The sequence below is a fragment of the Paenibacillus eucommiae genome (genome assembly GCF_017874215.1).
Classification (GTDB): domain Bacteria; phylum Bacillota; class Bacilli; order Paenibacillales; family NBRC-103111; genus Paenibacillus_AI; species Paenibacillus_AI eucommiae.
This window is the reverse complement of the sequence record NZ_JAGGLB010000002.1, coordinates 612248-632145: the sequence shown is the minus strand read 5'-3', so window position 1 is coordinate 632145 and position 19898 is coordinate 612248. Positions and strand designations below refer to the sequence as shown.

The 19898-nt window shown below is 46.2% G+C and carries 15 protein-coding genes; 13 read left to right on the top strand and 2 right to left on the bottom strand.

All coding sequences use genetic code 11. From position 1 onward, the window contains the following. Nucleotides 1–550: 550 nt before the first annotated feature. Both J2Z66_RS05195 and J2Z66_RS05190 read right to left on the bottom strand, forming a co-directional pair. On the bottom strand, nt 551–904 hold the full coding sequence (locus J2Z66_RS05195) for a winged helix-turn-helix transcriptional regulator (RefSeq protein ID WP_209970280.1): 354 nt from the start codon (nt 902–904) through the stop codon (nt 551–553). An 80-nt stretch (nt 905–984) separates the two neighbouring features. Beyond that, a complete protein-coding gene (locus tag J2Z66_RS05190; RefSeq protein WP_209970338.1) occupies nt 985–2019 on the bottom strand; it encodes a YeiH family protein in 1035 nt (344 codons plus the stop codon). Between the two features lie 247 nt (nt 2020–2266). Between J2Z66_RS05190 and J2Z66_RS05185 the strand changes: the two genes are divergently transcribed. The 13 genes from J2Z66_RS05185 (at nt 2267) to J2Z66_RS05125 (ending at nt 19859) form a co-directional block, all read left to right on the top strand. Then, on the top strand, nt 2267–3166 hold the full coding sequence (locus tag J2Z66_RS05185) for a LysR family transcriptional regulator (RefSeq protein ID WP_209970279.1): 900 nt from the start codon (nt 2267–2269) through the stop codon (nt 3164–3166). 105 nt (nt 3167–3271) lie between these two features. Next, nucleotides 3272–5653 carry a helix-turn-helix domain-containing protein gene (locus J2Z66_RS05180; protein WP_209970278.1) on the top strand — a complete coding sequence of 794 codons (2382 nt, stop codon included), beginning with the start codon at nt 3272–3274 and terminating at the stop codon, nt 5651–5653. Nucleotides 5654–5808: 155 nt separating this feature from the next. Further along, nucleotides 5809–7347 (top strand): extracellular solute-binding protein, encoded by a 1539-nt coding sequence (locus tag J2Z66_RS05175; protein ID WP_209970277.1) that lies wholly within the window; start codon nt 5809–5811, stop codon nt 7345–7347. Beyond that, nucleotides 7344–8249, top strand: a complete 906-nt coding sequence (locus J2Z66_RS05170) for an ABC transporter permease (RefSeq protein ID WP_209970276.1) — start codon at nt 7344–7346, stop codon at nt 8247–8249. The genes J2Z66_RS05175 and J2Z66_RS05170 overlap by 4 nt, the downstream gene beginning before the upstream one ends. A gap of 11 nt (nt 8250–8260) precedes the next feature. Then, nucleotides 8261–9151 carry a carbohydrate ABC transporter permease gene (locus J2Z66_RS05165; RefSeq protein WP_209970275.1) on the top strand — a complete coding sequence of 297 codons (891 nt, stop codon included), beginning with the start codon at nt 8261–8263 and terminating at the stop codon, nt 9149–9151. A 29-nt stretch (nt 9152–9180) separates the two neighbouring features. Continuing rightward, nucleotides 9181–10275, top strand: a complete 1095-nt coding sequence (locus tag J2Z66_RS05160; RefSeq protein WP_209970274.1) for a sialidase family protein — start codon at nt 9181–9183, stop codon at nt 10273–10275. 213 nt (nt 10276–10488) lie between these two features. Further along, a complete protein-coding gene (locus tag J2Z66_RS05155) occupies nt 10489–11562 on the top strand; it encodes a Gfo/Idh/MocA family protein (RefSeq protein WP_209970273.1) in 1074 nt (357 codons plus the stop codon). Nucleotides 11563–11600: 38 nt separating this feature from the next. Then, nucleotides 11601–13298: a sensor histidine kinase gene (locus J2Z66_RS05150; RefSeq protein ID WP_209970272.1), complete on the top strand. Its 1698-nt coding sequence runs from the start codon at nt 11601–11603 to the stop codon at nt 13296–13298. Further along, nucleotides 13295–14839: a response regulator transcription factor gene (locus tag J2Z66_RS05145; protein ID WP_209970271.1), complete on the top strand. Its 1545-nt coding sequence runs from the start codon at nt 13295–13297 to the stop codon at nt 14837–14839. Before J2Z66_RS05150 ends, J2Z66_RS05145 begins: the two co-directional genes overlap by 4 nt. 519 nt (nt 14840–15358) lie before the next feature. Next, on the top strand, nt 15359–16834 hold the full coding sequence (locus J2Z66_RS05140; RefSeq protein ID WP_209970270.1) for an ABC transporter substrate-binding protein: 1476 nt from the start codon (nt 15359–15361) through the stop codon (nt 16832–16834). 85 nt (nt 16835–16919) lie between these two features. Next, complete coding sequence (locus J2Z66_RS05135) at nt 16920–17885, top strand: carbohydrate ABC transporter permease (RefSeq protein ID WP_209970269.1); 966 nt, start codon at nt 16920–16922, stop codon at nt 17883–17885. A gap of 15 nt (nt 17886–17900) precedes the next feature. Then, nucleotides 17901–18719 (top strand): carbohydrate ABC transporter permease, encoded by an 819-nt coding sequence (locus J2Z66_RS05130; protein WP_209970268.1) that lies wholly within the window; start codon nt 17901–17903, stop codon nt 18717–18719. 45 nt (nt 18720–18764) lie between these two features. Further along, entirely contained in the window at nt 18765–19859 is a 1095-nt protein-coding gene (locus J2Z66_RS05125) for a sialidase family protein (RefSeq protein WP_209970267.1), read from the top strand. The last annotated feature ends 39 nt before the right edge of the window (nt 19860–19898 follow it).

The following is a 19898-nucleotide window of genomic DNA, read 5'->3' as shown; positions in this document are numbered from 1 at the left end:
GACACTTTGTAGCTGAGAGGTAAGGGAAGTGAGGTGAAGTGAAGTGAATGGAAGGGAAGGGATGAGATGAGCATTTGTAGCAGCACGCCCTCCACCGAAATGAGCGTGTATTCCACTTTAACGATGTTTTTCATCGTAAAAAGCAAGTGTTCCAGGTCAATTCGTCACGTTAATGATGATTTTCATCGTTAAAAGAGGCCGGATGGCCTCTCTGGGTAGATAAAAGTAGCAGGTCCTTCTCAGCTGCGCACGATCTTCATCCCTAGCGCCTGCGACGGCTAGGAAATCTCTTCCAATCAAGAGAAACACGCTTGCTGACAGTCCGTTTGAGCTTGGTGTTCGTGCGATTCGTGTGAATGTAGCTAAAGAGAGGGACTGGCTGTGGGCGGAAGAGAGGTAGCGTCCGCCTTTAAAGATTTGTTCCTTCATCCTCATCTATTCCATTGAAGGGAACAAATCTTTAACAGCGGCTGGAGCCCACAGCCAGTCCCTCCCCTAGCACCAACTCCCCGAACACGCTCCTCAAAGGACGCTACAAGGCGGGTTCGAACTATTTCACCTCTAAGGCTTCAACAGTATTTGTGTGCATATGCTCAAGGTGTGTAACGCCCCATTCATGCAGCATATCAAAAATGGGCTGCAGCGTTTTTCCGTGCTCGCTTATTGAGTATTCAACCTTTGGCGGGATTTGCGGATATACAACCCTTACAATAAGGTCTTCCTTCTCAAGCTCCCGTAATTGTGATGTCAGCATTTTTTGTGTAATGTCGGGAATATTGTTCATCAGTTCACTAAAACGCATGGTTCCTTTGAAATGCAGATTCAGCAAAATGGTTGGCTTCCACTTCCCGACTACAGTATTTAAGGCATCGGTTACTTTACATTGTATCGGATTTGCGGTCATCCTGGCTTCCCCATTCCCATTTTTTTAGATACTATATGATATCATTTTAGGGAAGGCTCTTCAAATAACGCTGCTGCTGGCTAATTCAGTCCAAATAGATGAACTAATGCATAGCCAAGGCCTGTGAGCAATACCGAACCAAGCAAACAGGCTGCAAAAGATTTCATACCGGAGCGGCGGTACGCTGTGAGGTTGACGCCGAGTCCGAGCCCTGCCATGGCCATAGCTATAAGCAAATAAGCTGCGATTACTAGTTGATTGCTAATTGCGGCCGGGAGAATACCGAGGGTATTCAGGCCGCTCATCGCGAGAAATCCAAGGATAAACCATGGCATCGGAATGGACTTCCAGCTTGTTTTTGACATTGTTCCTTGTTGTTTGTGTTCCATCCTGCTGTTCCAAATCCCGATAAGAATGGCTACCGGAACCAGCAGTGCAACCCTCGTCAGCTTAACGATAACCGCCAAGTCTATCGCTTCCTGCCCGCCTGGCGCTGCCGCGGCGATAACGTGGGCAACTTCATGAAGTGTGCCTCCTGTGAAGGTGCCGTAACCGCTGCTGCTCAGACCGAGTACCGGGTAAAGCAACGTGTAGATTAGGGTGAAAAGGGTCCCGGCGATAGCTACGGTTGCTGCACTGATGGCTGTTTCGTTATCTGTAGCTTTGATCTGGGGCGAAATCGCCACTACAGCCGCCGCTCCGCAAATCGCAGTTCCACAGGCTGTCAGGATGCCGAGCCTTTGTTCGACTTTAAATAGCTTTGTGATTCCGTAGACGATAAGCAGCGTAAATGTCACATTGATCACCGCAATCGCCAGCACTTTGGGTCCCGCATGAACAATATCGGTTAGATTAAGCCGCATGCCCAGCAGGATAATGCCGAATCTCAGCAGCTTTTTGCTCGAAAAAGCAATGCCTGCCTCCGCCTGATCCGGCACACCCACTACGATTCTCCAGGCGATTCCAAGCAGGATAGCGATCACAAGCTGACCCATTATGCTTAAAATAGGAAAGCCGGCAGCATATTTGGCCAGCAGAGCTAGTAACAAAGTAATCGCTATTCCTTGCGCGAAGCCGAAGCTCTTTTTCATGTTTTTTTTCATTCTTATTTTCATGCTTATTTTTTGTTTGATTTTCTGTATACTTGGCAGGGCGTGTATCGTTGTCATTGCCCTCACTCCTCGTTTTCGTAATTGAGCATAGCGCTTTCTCTATGGCTTCACTATACGACCGTTCGAGGGGGAAGTGAAATACCGATCTGCTATCAGCATCATGAGTAAAACTTATGATGAGGATTGTTGCCCTCTTTTATTTGGTCTATAATGTGGTTCTAGGCTTAGACAAAACTCTTAGGAGGACTCCATGATCGTAGAAACACTTCGGGTGTTTGTAACAGTGGCGGAACAAAAGAACTTTTCCCGCGCTGCCGAGCTTTTGAATTTATCCCAGCCAGGTGTGAGCTTGCAGATTCGCAATCTTGAAAATGAATTTGGAGCCAAGCTCATGCACCGTTCGCCGAAACTGGTGAAGCTCACAGTGGCAGGAGAGATTTTATATAAGCGTGCCAAAGTGATCCTCTCTCTCTATGAAGAGGCGAAGGAAGATATTCATTTGCTGCGGGATGTCGTGACGGGATCCATCCGGATCGGAGCCAGTTTTACGATTGGTGAATATATATTGCCGCGGCTGCTTGCTGAGTTTGTTCATCATTACCCGGAAGTTGATATTCAAGTACATATTGGAAATACAGAAGAAATTGCCCAAGCTGTCCGTTCTAACAGTTTAGATCTTGGATTAGTAGAAGGTGAAGTTTCGCATCCTGACCTGACGGTCACCCCTTATATGAAGGATGAAATGACGCTGATCGTCTCTCCTGAACATCCGTTATCCCACGTAAGTGCGGGTAAGGCTCAGGCAGCGATGCTGCAGGATCAAGTGTGGATTCTTCGGGAGAGCGGATCAGGCACTCGTGCCTTCAGTGAGCAATACATACAAGATGCAGGTCTTGTTATGAAGCGTTCTTATGTATTCAACAGCAGCCAGGGAGTCAAGGAAGCCGTAGCTGCCGGACTGGGCATCGCTATTTTGTCCAGATTGGTCGTACGCAAGGAATTGGAGGCTGGAGAGATTTGTGAAATTCCGATTGATGGGAAAATAGGACGAGATTTCTCGATTATTCAAAATAAAGATCACTCTGCCGCCATGGCCGTTAGTGTGTTTGTGGAGCGTCTGCTTGCCAAAAGTGAATATAAGCAGCCCTAATATTTGGAGGGCTGGCTCACTGACAAGAGAAGCCAGAAATCTATTTGAGGTTGTATTGTTCTCATTTTTTTGGTCTGACCATTATATCAAAAAGGGGGAGTTATTATGTTTAAAAAACTGCTTGCGGCTAAAAGAAAACGGAATTTATTTTTCAAGATCATCGCTTATACCATGATTGTCTCTTTGCTGCCAATCCTGCTGCTCACTGCCTTTTTCTATCACAATATGAAGAGCTCTATGGAGGAGGAAATTCGCAATGCCAGTGTTAATTATTTGAATCAAACGGTTAACGCGGTGGAAATTGTGATTCAGCAAATAAACCGAAGCTTTGAACAGCTTACACTTGACAAGGCGGTTAGGGATTTCGAAGGTTTCCCACGAGGTAATTACTACGAAAGCATCCATGGAAGCATTGATGCCGAGGATCTGCCCCTGCTTCATTCTTATGTATATAGTAAAGCAAATGTTTTGTTAATGCTGAATAATCTGAAGACATCCAACGACTTTATTTATTCGGTTCACCTGGTCGATCATGCCAAAGGAATTGTGCTAACAACGACAAGTCCTGATGGCGGAATCGATGAAAATAATCAAGTGAAGCTTGAGCAATCTGAATTACCTCAACAAGTAAGCGCTTACCCTTATTTTAAAGAGACTCTAAGGATCAAAATCAACGAAAATACGTTTAAAAAAGTAATTCCTGTTATATACAAATCAACGGGTAAATCCAATGAAGTAGTCGTGTATCTGGATGCGGACAAAATGTATCAAAATATTATTAGGAAACTGGAAAACAATAAGGAACATACATTTTTTGTTTTATCCGAAGGGAAAAAGCTATTAATTGATGATGGAAATAATAAGTTTTATCAAAAATTTAATGAAATTCAAAATGTGAGAGGAAATTCATTGAATCCATCGCAGTCGGAAATCATTGAGAATGAAAGCACGAATATGCTGGTTACTTACAAAACCTCGGAGTTATTGGGCTGGACTTTTGTCAGTGCGGTAAATGTAGAGAAATTGTACAAAAGCATCTCGCATATGAACGGTTTAATTCTGTTAACTGCAGTGATTTTGCTAACGCTCACCCTATTATTAACTGTTCTGACGAGCAGGACGATCTATAGACCGATTTACCGGATGGTTGCATATATCCGAAGTCTGGACTCCACCGAGAAGCCGAGGAACAGTAACAGTAACGAGCAGCAGCCTCATTATGATGAGCTGAAGTGGATTCAAACGAGCTTTGAAGCAGCGGTCGAGGATCGAATGGGGCTGCAGGCGAGATTGAATGAAAGCCTTCCTGCCTATAAGGAGAAATTTCTGGTCTCTCTAGTTAAAAATAACCGTTATAGTACGGAAGAAATAACGGGGAGAATGCAGCTGTTCGGCATCGAGGTTCAGCTGGAACAACTGATATTGTTGAATGTGTACGTTGAGCGTCCTGATGCGGCAGCATCGGATTTCAAAGGAAATAATCTGCTTAAGCTCCAGCTGCTCGATCTATTAAACTATCATTGTATGCAAATGCACAGAGGGTTTGTTGTTGAAATGTATGATGATTTATTCACGATCGTTGTGAATGGGGATGAGCATGACATTGCACAAATGATTGTACTGGCAGAACAACTGAAGGACGAAGCTAAGCAGCAGCTCGATCTGAACTGCACCATTGGCATTGGCCAGCATTGCCCGACTGTTTATCATTTATCCAGGGCATTCGAAGAGGCGGAAGAGGCCGTCAGGTACCGGAGCATTGTGGGTACGGGGGAGGTCATTTACATCGACGATGTCAGACTGGAAAGCGCTCCGATTTTACTTTACCCCAAGGATAAAGAAACGCTGCTCAACAATTACATCAAGAAGGGGGAGGGGGATCACGCTATCCGGGTTTTTAATGAATTTGTCAAAGATTTAAAGTCGCAGGAGGCCAAAACAAGCTTCTGTCAGCTACAGCGGGCTTTCATTCAATTAATGGTCAGTTTTATGGAGACAGCCGATCACTTGCGCCTTGATCTTACCAAAATGATGCATATGAAGCAGGAGCCTTATTATGTTTTATTGCAATTGAAGGATTTTGGCGCCATTATCGATTGGTTTGAGGGCATGATTACCCAAATGGCTGCTTATATTCATAACGCTTTTAAATCAAAGAACCATCATTACATTGAAAAAGCAATAGAAATGATGGAAACGGCGCAATTGGAGCAAATTACCTTAACCTGGATCGCAGACCGGCTGCATTTAAACGCTTCGTATTTCAGCAGAATTTTCAAGGAAAAGAAGGGAATCAGCTTTGTCGATTATTTGACTAAGAAGCGAATCGATACAAGTAAACAGCTGCTTATCGAAACGAACATGAAAGTGAATGAAATCAGCGATAGGCTGGGATATACGCAGGTGAACTATTTTATCCGTATTTTTAAAGAGCTGACCGGAACCACGCCAGGGGAATACAGAAAATCTTTCACGGCCAAACATTGAGGATCTGCCTGCATAGGCTATTGCACTGAGTTTGTAAAAATGATCTTATTTTTAGCATTTGGCCAAAAGTAAGAATAGTCACATTTTAAAATATGAACGGATGCCGTACGATCTAATTGTTAGCTAACAAATATACATTCAAGGGAGGTTATTGCATGATTAAAAAAGGAGCTTGCCTACTTGCTGCTTGTCTGCTCACTGTGACACTGTATGGATGCACTTCAAAAGAAAAGGACAACACTACGAGCGGCCCAACGTCCACAGATGCTGCCAAGAAAATTGAAAAGGTGTACACGTATGCCAACGCCGGCAATCTGACGCTTGCATCCACACTCAGTAAAGCGGAGGATCTGGAGCTCGTGAAACAGTTTATTATGGACAATTCCGGGTTCGAAGTCGTTCCCATCATCCCCCCCAAAGGGCAGGTGCCGGAAAAGCTGAATTTGCTGCTTGCATCCAATGAGCCGCTTGATATTTTTTTGGGAGATGTCAATACGTTTCGGGATCATGGAGCGATACAGCCGCTAAATGAACTGCTCAATCAATACGGGGACCATATTAAGAAATTGTGGCCCAAAGAATGGGATAGTTCCTGGAAAGCTCTTACCGATACCGAAGGCAAAATTTGGGGCATTCCCATCGTGCCGGCGTTAGCTGAGAAAGCTGTATTTCTGCGGTCTGACTGGATGAAGAAGCTGAATCTGGAGATGCCCAAAACGATCGATGAATTTGAAAACGTTCTAAAAGAGTTCCAGGAAAAGGACCCTGCAGGTTCGGGTCAAACGATCCCCATGATCACCAATCTGGAAGGCTTAAATCTGGCCTTGGCAGCAGGCTATATGGATACCGGCTACGGTGATTGGCTGGATCAGGACGGTAAAATTAAACCTGCGGAGCTGCATCCGGGATATAAAGAATTTATTGCAAAAATGGCCGACTGGTATCAGAAGGGTTATATCTATAAGGAAACCTTTACGATTAATGCCGAAAAAATGCGTGAATTAATTAAGCAGAACAGGGTTGCTTCCAATGTCATTCACTATTCGGTTGTAACCAATATCCTCGATTCCTTGCAGCAAAATGTGCCCGAAGCGATGTATGAGGTACCGGATGAGCTTCAAGGGCCAAAGGGGAATATTACGACGATGCCGGATTTGCCGACAATAGGATGGTTTGTGAATAAAAAGTCCAAAAATCCGGAGGCTGCCATTAAGCTGCTCGATTGGGTTCATTCCGATATCAACAATTATTTAAGTATTTTTTACGGTATCAAGGATAAGCACTGGAGGTACACGGATGAGAAGAACCATGTGTTTGAGCGGCTGAACCAGGATTATGTAGGTGAGTTTTTAACGGGCAGCACGTTTGCTTACACGGTGCAGTTCGCTCCAAGCGATCCGGCAAGCAAGCCTGAATTTGATTTTCTGGGTAAATACAGCGGGGATACAAGCAGAGTCAAGAAGGCGTTTACTCTGGATGCGGCTTATCGTTACGACCAGAAGGAAATTACGGAGAAGCTGCCTAATAAGGCAGATATCAAAAGAATGATCGGTGAAGAAGTTACAAAGTTTATTATGGGGGCAAGGCCGATCAGCGATTATGACAAGTTTATTCAGGAGCTTTACACGGCTGGTTTGGACAAGTGGATTGAAGTCTATACAGACCAATATCATAAAGCGGTTGGAAGTCAATGATTTCCGTCATCCGCAAGAACAGGCTTTATTATTTGCTGATTTTGCCCGGTATCGTATATTTTCTGTTATTTCACTATGTCCCCCTGTACGGTATTATTATTGCTTTCAAGGATATCTCTCCTTTTGACGGCTTTCAGGGGATCATTACCGGTGAATGGGTGGGGCTTAAGCATTTTCGGAATTTTGTGAGCTCCTTTTATTTTTGGGATATCTTGAAGAATACAGTAGTCATTAGTCTATACCGGATCGTTTTCGGGTTCCCGGCACCTATTTTGCTTGCGCTTTTATTGAATGAAGTACGCAATGTTCTTTTTAAGCGTACGGTGCAGACGATATCATACTTGCCGCATTTTATCTCGATGGTTGTTGTCGCAGGACTGGTAACGACTTTGCTTTCCACAGACGGCGGGCTTGTCAATGCCCTGCTGCAGAAGCTTGGTATGAAATCGATTTTTTTCCTGGGTGATACGAATTATTTCCGCTCCGTGCTGGTAGTATCGGGGATATGGAAGGAAGTCGGCTGGAGCACCATCATTTACTTGGCAGCGATTTCAGGCATTGATACCCAGCAGTATGAGGCTGCAGTTATGGATGGTGCAGGGAGACTTAAGCAAGTTTGGCATATTACACTGCCTGGGATGATGTTTATTATCGTGCTTATGTTTATCTTTGCCGTTGGCGGACTGCTGGATGCCGGATTCGAGCAAATCTTCCTGCTTTACTCTTCACCTGTGTATAAAGTGGCGGATATCATTGATACTTATGTGTACCGCAAAGGAATTGGTGAATTACAGTATTCATTTGCAGCGGCAGTCAGCCTGTTCAAATCCGTCATTGCCCTGCTGCTGCTGCTTGGAGCGAATTATCTGGCTAAGAAGTTACATCAAGATGGTATTTGGTAGGAGGGAGTGACTTGAGTCGAAAACAGGTTTCGCTTGCTGAAACGGTGTTTCAGGTATGCAATTACACATTTTTGGTGGCGATTTCTTTATCCTTTGTTGTGCCGTTTCTTGTTGTGCTCTCTTCATCGCTTGTTAGCGAAAGCGAGCTTATTCGCAGGGGAAATCTTATACTCCTGCCGCAGCATTTCGATTTTACGGCCTATAAGGTGCTGCTTAGCAAAGGCTCCACTATTTACAATGCTTATGGAATTACACTACTTAGAGTAACGGTGGGGACCTTTCTAAATTTGCTGCTCACTTCAATGATGGCCTACGGCTTGTCAAGAAAGGGGCTGCCGGGCAGAAACGGCTTTATCACTCTTGTTTTTATTACAATGCTGATCGGAGGAGGGCTCATTCCCACCTATTTGCTATTGAAGGGTCTGCAGCTGCTAGATACGTTCTGGGTGATGATACTGCCGGGGCTGATTAGTGCCTGGAATTTGATTATTATGCGCAACTTCTTTATGCAGATACCCGTGGAGATGGAAGAGTCGGCGACGATTGACGGAGCTTCTCCCTTTGGCATTTTGGTCAGAATCGTCCTTCCTTTAAGCCTGCCAACGTTTGCTACTATCGGCTTGTTCTATGCGGTCGGTCATTGGAACGCCTGGTTTGATGCCACTATTTATATCAACAATACACGTCTGCAGCCTCTGCAGGTTATACTGCGACAGATTGTGCTTTCCATGACATCTGAGGAATTAAATACAGCCATGATGGTTGGGATGATGGAAAAGCCGACAGCCCAGAGCTTGAAAGCGGCGGTTATTATCATTACGACGCTGCCGATTCTTTGTGTATATCCGTTTTTACAAAAGCATTTTGCAAAAGGAGTCTTAACAGGCTCCATTAAAGGGTAACCTACATTTCATTTGGGAGGGTTCAAAGTATGGAAATGGAACAAATCGGTCATGTTAGTTTAGAGCTGCCGCCTGGCGAAGGGAATCCGCGCAATAGCGAGGGCGCATTTATTGATTTGACAGATGGGAGGCTGCTGTTTATTTACAGCCGCTTTATTGGAGATTCGCCGGAAGACAATGGGTACGCGGTCATTGCTAAACGTTATTCCGATGATGGCGGTATCCATTGGACGGATGATGAGATTATTACAACGCCAGAGGACCACGAGGCCATCAATATTATGAGCGTAAGCCTGCTGCGTCTGGGTAATGGCGATATTGGATTGTTTTATCTGATTCGTAAAGGCTGGCATGATACGCGCCTATATGTAAGACGTTCTGCAGATGAAGGGGAAAGCTGGGGGGAGCTCGTATGCTGCATACCCGGACTCGGATATTTTAATGTGAACAACGATAGAGTCATTCGTTTGAAGAGTGGGAGACTCGTCGTCCCGGCCAGTTATTTCAGAATGAAAGGGGAGAGCATGGTAGACTGGAGTTCATGGGACGAAAGGGCGATGCTGTTATTTTACCTGTCCGATGATGATGGGAGGAGTTGGAGAGAATCGAAGTCCTTCCATACGCTGCCGAGCTCGCGTTCACGATCCGGCCTGGATGAACCCGGTGTGATTGAACTAGCAGACGGTACGTTGTGGGCTTGGATGAGGACAGATATGGGGAGTCAATACGAAACGTTCTCTTCAGATGGGGGAGAGACATGGAGTATTCCGGTTCCGTCGGTGTTTACTTCACCGAATTCGCCGCTTACGATGAAGCGGATTCCCCAGACAGGCGACCTGCTGGCTATATGGAATCCTATTCCTAATTACCAGCTGCGCACCTATGAGCGGCATACCGCAGGACGTACTCCTTTGGTCGGGGCGATAAGCCAGGATGAAGGGCAAACCTGGGAACGCTATTTCGCGGCAGAAACAGAGGATCACAGCGGGTACTGCTACACAGCCATTCATTTTACTGAAGATGCTGTGCTATTAGCCTACTGCGCTGGAAATCGGGAAGATAGAAGCTGTCTTAGAAGGCTGCGGATTAGTAAAATTCCGTTTGCTGACATTTATAAGGAATAGAGGATAAAAAATGTGGACTTCATGCAACTCAAACGCAGTGAGGTAAATTAGTAATTAGGAGTCTACCTATTGGTGGACTTCTTTATTTTGCGAAGAAAATAGTAGGGTATGATTAAACGACCTAAATAAGCAGCAGGAAAACAGGAAGTGGCTGTTGAATGAAGAGATACATTACTGAGTGTCATAATCTTACAGTAGAGGGGTAAATCATTGATGAAAACTAGCCAAGCTTTAAAAGTAGGAATCATTGGTCAGGGCCGCAGTGGACGGGATATCCACGCTAACCACCTGATCCATATGAGTGACTATTACCAAATTACTGCTGTCGTGGATCTGCTGCAGGAGCGCAGAGAGAGCGCCATACAACGATTTGGCTGCAGGGCATACGAAACCTATGAGGCGATGGTGGAGCAGGAACAATTGGATTTGGTTATCAACACCTCGCCAAGTCATTTACATTTCCCAATTACTCTGGATTTACTGCAGAGAGGGTTTCATGTGCTTTGTGAGAAGCCGTTAGCAAGGCTTACAGCCGAGGTTGATCTGTTGATCGAAGCTTCTAACAAGTCGGGAAAGCTGCTCGCTATTTTCCAGCAATCCAGATATTTGCCTGCCTTTGTCCAAATACGCCGGGTGATCGAATCGGGTGTTTTGGGCCGCATCATTCAGATTGATTTCAACAACAGCGCCTTTGCGAGGCGATGGGACTGGCAAACCCTGCAAAGCAGCAATGGCGGCAATCTCTCCAATGTTGGCTCTCACACGCTGGATCAGGCCCTCCAACTGTTCGGAGCGGATATGATGCCGCAAATCCATTGCATCATGGACCGGGTCAATACGTTTGGCGATGCTGAGGATTATGTCAAGCTGATCATGCGGGGCCAGGGCCGGCCAACGATTGACATGGAGGTTTCTTCCTGCTCGGCTTATCCGGACGACAGCTTTAAGATTCAGGGAGAGCTTGGCGGGCTGCATGGCAATCCGCAGCGGCTGGAATGGAAATACTTTAAGCCAGAGGAGGCGCCGCAGCAGGAGCTGGTAAGTGTGCCTCTTATTAACAATCAGGGGGAGCCGGCTTATTGCAGTGAAGATTTGACATGGTACCACCACAACTGGGAAGCTTCAGCGGAAGAGAGCAGATTTGAATACATGACGCAGCAGATGTATGAAAGCCTTTACCACACACTTACAGCGGGTGCTCCACTTGAGATTACCCCAGAGCAAATTCGCAGACAGATGGCTGTTATGGAAGAGTGCAGGCGGCAAAATCCGCATATTTACAAATGATTCCGAAGCTTTTGTAAGGGGAAAGCGAGGGGAAGGTATTGTTCTTTACGTACTCACGGAAAGTATTCACAGGTCTCTGGAACTTATTCGCCTCCAAACTATTCAATAAAATGATTCTTATTTATTCGCTCCTGACTTTACTTCCTTTGATGCTTGTGATCGGCATATTTTATTATAAATCAAGCTATATTCTGGAAGCTAAAATTACAGATGCCAAAAAACAATCCCTGGTTGAGATGGTAGATAAGATCGATGGTTATTTACAGGATGTTGCAGATATGGCGGTTCGGATTCAAAAAGACGACTTCGTTGAAACCACATTACGGGAAGATTACTTCAATGCTGAGACGGTGATGGAATCCGGCAGAAGCTTGCGTGTGAATCAACGTTTGTCTGATCTGATGGAAAGCAATGAGTTTATAGACGCGATCTACATCATGAATGCCAACCGCCAGCTTTATTATTCAGAGAGTGAATTCAGGCTGGAGTCCATGGAAGCGTTGGAAGCTATGGCGCAGGAACAACCGGATGCTTTCGTATGGGCGCCATTCGCTGATCATGGGCGTCTGGCTGGTGCGATGGAAATTACAAATTTCTCCACAGGTAAAAAAGCTGGCTTGATTATGATTATGCTGAGGCCGGATAGGATCGCTAAGGCATATTCATCTTATGGAAGTACAGAGTTCAATATGACTAATACCGGTGGACTGATTCTCTCTAATGCCGATCCTGAGCGGGTCGGCACCCGCTTTAAACCTTCAGCTAATAAAGAGATCATTGTTCTGGAGCGGCAATCCGCCTATTCAGGGTTCCGTTTTATCAGTCTGTTCTCCAAAGCCGCCTTCCATCAGGAAATCGATAGTCTGGCTTATTTTACCTTACTGATTACCGGGGTTACCTGGGTCCTGGTACTGCTCCTGACGGTCATCGTGCTGCGGCATGTGACTACTCCGCTGACAAGGCTAAGCAGGCTGATGGGGAAAGCCCAGAAGGAGGTTTATGAGACGATCGACAATATTAGGACCAAGGACGAAGTTGGCCGGCTGTGTGTCAGCTTCAACCATCTCATCACAGATATACGCGATCTGATCCAAAAAGTGTACAAGGTCGAGCTGCTGAATAAAGAAGCTGAGCTGAAGGCGATCAAAGCTCAGATCAATCCGCATTTTCTTTATAACACTTTGGAATCGATTAATATTATGGCCAAAGAGCTTGGATCGTCCTCGATTCCGGATATGATCCGCCTGCTGGCGGAAATTTTCCGGTTTTCCATTTCTCCCGGCAGCGACTTGATTCCACTGGCCAATGAGCTTCAATTTGTCTCTTACTACTTGCAGTTGGCTAAATACCGGTATGAGGAACGGCTGATATGGACCATGGATGTGTCAGATGAGCTGCGTCAGGTCATTGTGCCAAAGCTTATTTTACAACCGCTTGTGGAAAATGCAATTATTCATGGAATCGACCGGACTGCTATCCAAGGCGTTATTGCGATTCGTGCTTATATAGAGGTTTATGACTTGATCATAGAGATCGAAGACAATGGACCAGGACCGGAACTATCGTCCAGGGACGGCCGAAGCTCAGGAATAGGTTTAAATAATGTAAGGCAGCGCATTGAGCTGCTCTATGGCAACCGTTATGGTTTAACGATAGGCCATGTGGGGCCGCAGCAAGCCGGTGCGCTTGTGAGACTGCGGCTGCCCATTACGCTGATGAAGGAAGGGATATCATGAGAATTTTAATCGTTGATGATGAAGAGCGGATTCGCAACCATCTTGCCAATATGAAGGAATGGGGCGATTTGGGCTGTCAAATAACCGGTGTGGCTGCCGATGGAGTTGAAGCGCTGCAGCGGATTTCTGTGGATAAGCCGGATCTTGTCATTACAGATATTAGAATGCCGCTAATGGATGGTATTCAGCTGGCGGAGCAGATCAAGGCGGGGTTTCCTCATATCCGCTTTCTCTTCTTGACGGCTTACAGCGATTTTCAGTATGCGCAGCATGCCGTGAAGCTGGGGGCGGTTGATTTCATTCTCAAACCTATTCAAACGGCGGAGCTGCTTCATGCTGTTGAGCTGCTTATGCAAGGGGGCGAACGGGCAAGCCAGGATAACAGCCTGCGTCAAGAGCAAACCATTCAGTTGATGCTGAGCGCGAATGTGAAAGAAACGTACAAAGAGGAAGTTCTCCATGAAATGAAGCTGGAGGACCGCCATATACTCGTGATCTGTGTGGTGATTGACAATGGCGATGTATTAAACGATTCCGGGGAAGTCTTGTCCTTGTTGGCATTGAAAGAAGCAGTCATTGGAAGCATGATCTATTATCCTTACGATTATTGGGTTTACTTGGATCGGAAGGGGATGTATCTTATTTTGTTTCAACCGACTGTACAAATGTGGAGTATGCGTGAGGACAGCCTGAAAATGGCCCGTGATATGCTGGAGTGCTGCAAAGCTTCGTTACCCTTCACCGTATCCATTGGCGTTAGCAAAATTCAGCCCTCACTAGCACATCTGGCTGAGGCATGGAAGGAGATCAAGGATTGTTTCGACTACCGGATGCTGCTTGGTAAAGGATCGATCATTTCTTACGATGCCCTGCCAGGTCTGATAGAGGGACAAATTAACCGGGAGGAAGAGCAGCTCCGTGAGCTGGCAGGCATGCTTCGCAGAGGGGAAAAGGAGCGGGTGCAGCCTTACTTGCTGACCATCTCCAGGGAAATGATGCTTAAAGGATTGACGAAAACGAATATACATACGTTTGCCTTACGTATCATTCAAAGGGGTGAAGAGCTTCTTGAGGAGTATCATCTTTATACTTCTGAGGAGGTCCGTCTGCAGGTGCACAAAACGGTCTTGTCCTTTGATATATTGGTCGACTTGATGCAGTATCTGGAGAGGTGGGCTCAGGAAACTGCTGATCGCATTGCCACCGTCGTGAAGCAATCGATGAATGGGCTTATCAAAGAGATCAGCACCTATTTAAGGGTTCATTCCACAGAAGATATGACGCTCCCCAGGCTGGCCGAGCAATTCCATATGAATCCCTCGTATCTCAGCCGGTTGATCAAAAAGGAGACGGGGCAAAATTTTCGTGACCTGCTTTGGTATTACCGGATCGAGGAGGCGAAGCACAGGCTGGTACAAACAAATTTGAAAGCGAATGAGATTGCCTACGAGGTCGGATTCAAGGATCCGGCCCATTTCAGTATTTTATTTAAAAAGCATGTCGGCCTGAGTCCAACAAGTTACAGGGCGCAAATCAAATAATCGTTAAAGTCGTTAAAGCAGCAGACCCTCTCAGTTGCGCGGGCTTTTCATCTCCAGAGCCTGCACCCGCTAGGAAATCTCCACTAACCAAGAGAGAAACGCTTGCTGGCTGTCCGTTTGAGCTTGGTGTTCGTGTCATTGTAGCTGAATGAGGGGATGGTTGTGGGAGGAAGAGCGTTAGCGTCCGCCTTTAAAGATTTGTTCCTACCTCCTCATTTGTACCAATCAAAGGAACAAATCTTTAACAGCGGCTGGAGCCCACAGCCATTCCCTCCGCAACGCTCCCACGTAACGAACATTCTCCTCAAAGGACGCCGCAAGTATTTTCTTAGATTAGTCAAATGGAGCAAAGTAATGTCATTTGCAGTTATGTAAGGTTGTTTGTTACGGATTTATAATAGGGGTAAGCGATGGGGCAAATGTAAATTGGGAATATGGCCAGGGATAGGAGAGGTATGATCCATGTGACCGTTGCTCTACATGAACCTGCCATTGCACTAAACAAGTAGGGGGAAGAACATGAGAAAAAGAAGATTAAGACGTATGTTGACAGGAACTGTGCTGGCATTATCTTTATTGCTTTCTGCCTGCTCCAGCGGTGATTCAAAGACAACGATATCACCTTCACCTGAAGCAGCAAAAAGTACCTCGGAGCCGACGAAAGAGGCTGATAAACCGGCAAAAAATTGGACGATTACCTTTGATCCGCAGGGCTATTTTCCACGTGAAAGCACGACCAAGGATCCTGCTGTACATCAAGTCATGAAGGAGCTTGCCGAAGAATATCACAAGCTGAAGCCGAATATCAACATTGAATTTGTTGAAGTGACAGCACCCGATCGCAAGGCATGGCTGCAGGCCAGAATGCTGAGCAAGGATGCGCCTGATATATTTTGGAGCAATTTCGAGGATACTTGGCTTCATTATCAAAAAGGCTGGTTTCTCGACATGGACCCATGGCTGAATAAGCCTAATATGTACAATGAGAACAAAGTATGGAAGGATACGTTTGCCCCTGGTATTCTTGACACGGTTAAAGCGCCGGATGGAAAAATCTACACCATTCCAGGAGATGGAATTGCCATCGGTATTTATTACAACAAAAGTATTTTCGATAACCTCAGCTTGTCTCCTCCAAAGACGTGGAAGGAATTTATGGATGTTCAGGAGACAATCAAAGCCTCCGGTGTAACTCCAATGGTGTTCAGTACGGAGTCGGCATCCGATGCTCCCTGGTCGGACACGATTATGCATAGTCAGTTTATGCTAGATAAGATTGGGGACATAGATACAAGCGGTAACGGAAGATTGGAACCGCAGGAGACGGTCAAAGCGATCAAAGAAGGCAAGTTCCCAAATGCGGACGCCGTGAAGCAACAATGGACATTGATCAAGGAATGGTCGCAATATTGGCCAAAGGGCTTTAATGCGCAATTGGATGCCGAACAGATGTTTATGGCGGGCAAAGGGGCTATGATGCTGGCTGGTAACCAGTTTGGCGATTACCTGGAAGCATCCAAGGTGCCGTTTGAGTTTGGAACGTTCAATTTTCCGGCCATTACACAGGATATAGCCCCTGCGGCATCTGGTAAAGCAGCCAAAATTTATGGACCTTGGGGGCCTGCCCAATGGCTGGTTCCCGGATATCTGGAGCAGGAAGAGCCGGATAAAGTGGAAGCTATTATCGATTTCCTGATGTTCTTAAGCAGTCCGGAGCATATGACCCGTATTGCAAAGGAAGGGAGTACGATGCCTAATATTATCGGCGCGGCTCCGCCAGAAGGTCAAGAAACGTTCGCCGAAGACATACCGTTAACGATTATGCAGGGCTACCATGCTCTTCTGGATGCGCCTTTCAAGGATAAAATGAAAGCAGCGATGCAGCTTTACGTGAACGGCGATTGGACAATTGAGAAGTTTTCGGAAGAAGTGCTGAAGTATTACAACGAAGCGGCTGACCGTTTGGCGGCGGCCAATCCCGGCTGGGTGAAGTAACGCTTGCTGGATGCTGGATGAGATAGGGGTTCCTAAGATGGAGCCCCTAGACGATAATGAGCTATTTTAAAGAAGGAAGATGGTTATGGCCTATATGGAGGTACAACTGCCGGAGCGCCTGGACTACAAGCCGAATGAGCAGAACTACAAGAATAAGCAGAAAAAGCGGAAAGTAAATATAAAAGCGTATTTGTTTCTTCTGCCGACCCTTGTCATGATGGCTACATTCAGCTATTACCCGGCGCTCTCGGCTTTTTATTACTCATTTACGAATTGGGATGGATTTCTGGCTGCGAAGTTTGTTGGTCTGCACAATTTTAAGACGATTTTTACTACGGAGGAATTTCGCATTGCTTTTCTGAATTTGTTCTGGTTCGCCCTGGTTAATATGATCATTTCGATCACCGCGCCTTTATTGGTCGCCCTGCTGATTTACAGAGTGAAGCACGGCAAGTTGCAAAATATGTACCGCCTGCTTTTTGTTTTCCCGCTTGTTGTTCCTGGTATGGTTATTATTTTGCTGTGGCAGTTTATTTTGAACCCGGATGTCGGTCTGATGAATGCTTTTCTCTCAGCGGTTGGTGTACCTGAGGAGAACTTGCCCCTATGGCTGGGGAGTATGAGGATGGCTCTTCCCTCCCTCTTGCTGATTGGCTTTCCCTGGGTATCCGGAGTATCCGTGCTCATATATTTAGCAGGCTTTCAGAGTATTCCGGTTTCTTTGAGGGAAGCAGCTATCATGGATGGGGCTAACGGGGTCACTTTGTTTTTGCGCATTGAGCTTCCACTCGTAGTGTCACAAATCAAGCTTTTAGTCATCTTGTCGATCATCTCTGTGCTGCAAGCGTTCAGCTATCAGCTCGTATTGACCAATGGGGGCCCTGCGAATACGACTACTGTTCCCGGGTACATCATGTATCGCGAAGCCGTAAATAATAGCCAGCTCGGGTTTGCTTGCGCAATTGGTGTCGTCCTATTCGTGATGATATTCACCTTAACAGTGATTAACAATAAATTTCTGAAATCGCCGACGGAGTTCGATCAGCATTAAGAAAGGGAAGAAACCATGAGAAATGTAACCTTGGGTTCCGGCCTTAAACATGTCACCTTGGCTTTGTTGGGGATTCTGACGGTCATCCCGTTTGTGATGATGTTTCTTTTGTCCTTTAAGGACGTGAACCAATTTATGCAGCATCGTTGGACGCTAACTTTTCCGCTTCATGTGGACAACTACATCAGCGCCTGGCGAATGATTCACAAATATATACTGAACAGCTTTATCATCAGCGGTGTTACGGTAGTCGGGGTTATCGTTGTTTCCTGCATGGCGGCCTATCCGCTTGCCAGGATGCGCTTTTTTCTGAAAGAGCACATTTATTTCCTGATCATTTCACTCCTGATGATTCCAACTGTTCTCACTTTGGTTCCGCTATTTAGTATTGTGATCCGTCTGGAATTGATCAACAGCTGGCTTGGTTTGTGGGGGCCCTATATCGCCTCCGGCCAAGTGTTCTGTATCTTTGTGCTGCGAGCCTTCTTTGCTTCGCTGTCGGAAGAGATGTTTGAGGCGGCCCGGATCGACGGGGCAGGTGAAGCAAGAGTGCTGCTCTCCATCGTTGTGCCTTTATCGAAGCCGATTATTGGAACCTTGGCTGTGCTCAATATACTAAGCTCATGGAACGAATATGTCTGGCCCATTATGGTCATAACGGATATCGAGAAGCAGCCTATACCGGTTGGTTTACTTTACTTTACACAAAAATATACCGATTATGGACCTTTGTTCGCAGGCTATGTGATTGCTTCTCTCCCGCTCGTTCTGTTATTTATGGTTGCGAGCAAGCAGTTTGTTGAAGGCTTATCATCCGGCTCGATTAAAATGTGATCAACCAGCGTAATCACTCTAACAAGGTATTAGGAGGAATTCGTGTTGAAACATGATAGTTATGGAAAAGTAGTACTGGAGCTTGCGCCAACGGAGGATAATCCCCGCAACAGCGAAGGTGCTTTTATCGAGTTGAAGGACGGGCGGCTGATGTTCGTATACAGTTGTTTTGTTGGTGAAACTGAAGATGATTATGCCTGTGCTATGGTAGCAAAACGTTACTCGGAGGACCGGGGAGATAGCTGGTCAGATTCTGAGCTGATTGCGAGTCCCGCCGAATATGGTGCGTTAAATATTATGAGTGTCAGTCTGCTGCGGCTCGGCAGCGGTGACATTGGGCTGTTCTATCTGATCCGGCAAGGCTGGCACGATACCCGGCTGCATCTGCGGCGTTCGTCTGACGAAGGGAACACCTGGGGAGATGCTGTCTGCTGCATGCCAGGCCCAGGGTATTACACCGTTAATAATGACCGTGTCATCCAATTGTCCGATGGACGGTTGTTAGTGCCTTCGGCGTATTATCGTATGCAGGGCCATAGTACGGTTGATTTGGATTCGTTAAACTTCCGCGCCCTGCTGACTTTTTTCTTTTCAGACGATGACGGGAGAACTTGGCGGGAATCGAGTTCCCCCCATACACTTCCTGCTGCAAGATCTGAGACGGGTTGTCAGGAACCTGGTGTTATCGAACTGGCAAATGGTTCTTTGTGGGCATGGATTCGCACGGATATGGGCTGCCAATATGAAACCTATTCAGCAGATAGGGGGGAAACCTGGAGCATACCTACGCCATCTCTTTTCACCTCACCACCGTCACCTCTTAGTATGAAGCGTATTCCAGTTAGCAACGAGCTAATGGCGGTCTGGAATCCAATTCCGCTTTACCGGACCCGCGTTTATGAGCGGCATGCTGGGGGGCGTTCCCCCCTGGTACTGTCGGTCAGCAGCGATGAAGGGAAAACATGGGGGGCAGAATTGGCTATCGAAACCGAAGAGGATGCGGGATTCTGCTATACGGCGATCCATTTCGTTGATGATTCTTTACTGCTGGCATACGCCGCCGGGAATGCGAAGGAGCGCTTCTGCCTGCGCCGTCTCCGGATGCGGAAAATCAAACTGAAGCAATTGTTAGAAACATAATGGAAGTCTGCTGAAAGGGGGTGAGAATTGGATATTAGC

Coding starts and splice junctions, on each gene's coding strand:
- J2Z66_RS05195 (WP_209970280.1), bottom strand. CDS start 904: ATGACCGCAAATCCGATACAATGTAAAGTAACCGATGCCTTAAATACT.
- J2Z66_RS05190 (WP_209970338.1), bottom strand. CDS start 2,019: ATGAAAATAAGAATGAAAAAAAACATGAAAAAGAGCTTCGGCTTCGCG.
- J2Z66_RS05185 (WP_209970279.1), top strand. CDS start 2,267: ATGATCGTAGAAACACTTCGGGTGTTTGTAACAGTGGCGGAACAAAAG.
- J2Z66_RS05180 (WP_209970278.1), top strand. CDS start 3,272: ATGTTTAAAAAACTGCTTGCGGCTAAAAGAAAACGGAATTTATTTTTC.
- J2Z66_RS05175 (WP_209970277.1), top strand. CDS start 5,809: ATGATTAAAAAAGGAGCTTGCCTACTTGCTGCTTGTCTGCTCACTGTG.
- J2Z66_RS05170 (WP_209970276.1), top strand. CDS start 7,344: ATGATTTCCGTCATCCGCAAGAACAGGCTTTATTATTTGCTGATTTTG.
- J2Z66_RS05160 (WP_209970274.1), top strand. CDS start 9,181: ATGGAAATGGAACAAATCGGTCATGTTAGTTTAGAGCTGCCGCCTGGC.
- J2Z66_RS05155 (WP_209970273.1), top strand. CDS start 10,489: ATGAAAACTAGCCAAGCTTTAAAAGTAGGAATCATTGGTCAGGGCCGC.
- J2Z66_RS05145 (WP_209970271.1), top strand. CDS start 13,295: ATGAGAATTTTAATCGTTGATGATGAAGAGCGGATTCGCAACCATCTT.
- J2Z66_RS05140 (WP_209970270.1), top strand. CDS start 15,359: ATGAGAAAAAGAAGATTAAGACGTATGTTGACAGGAACTGTGCTGGCA.
- J2Z66_RS05135 (WP_209970269.1), top strand. CDS start 16,920: ATGGCCTATATGGAGGTACAACTGCCGGAGCGCCTGGACTACAAGCCG.
- J2Z66_RS05130 (WP_209970268.1), top strand. CDS start 17,901: ATGAGAAATGTAACCTTGGGTTCCGGCCTTAAACATGTCACCTTGGCT.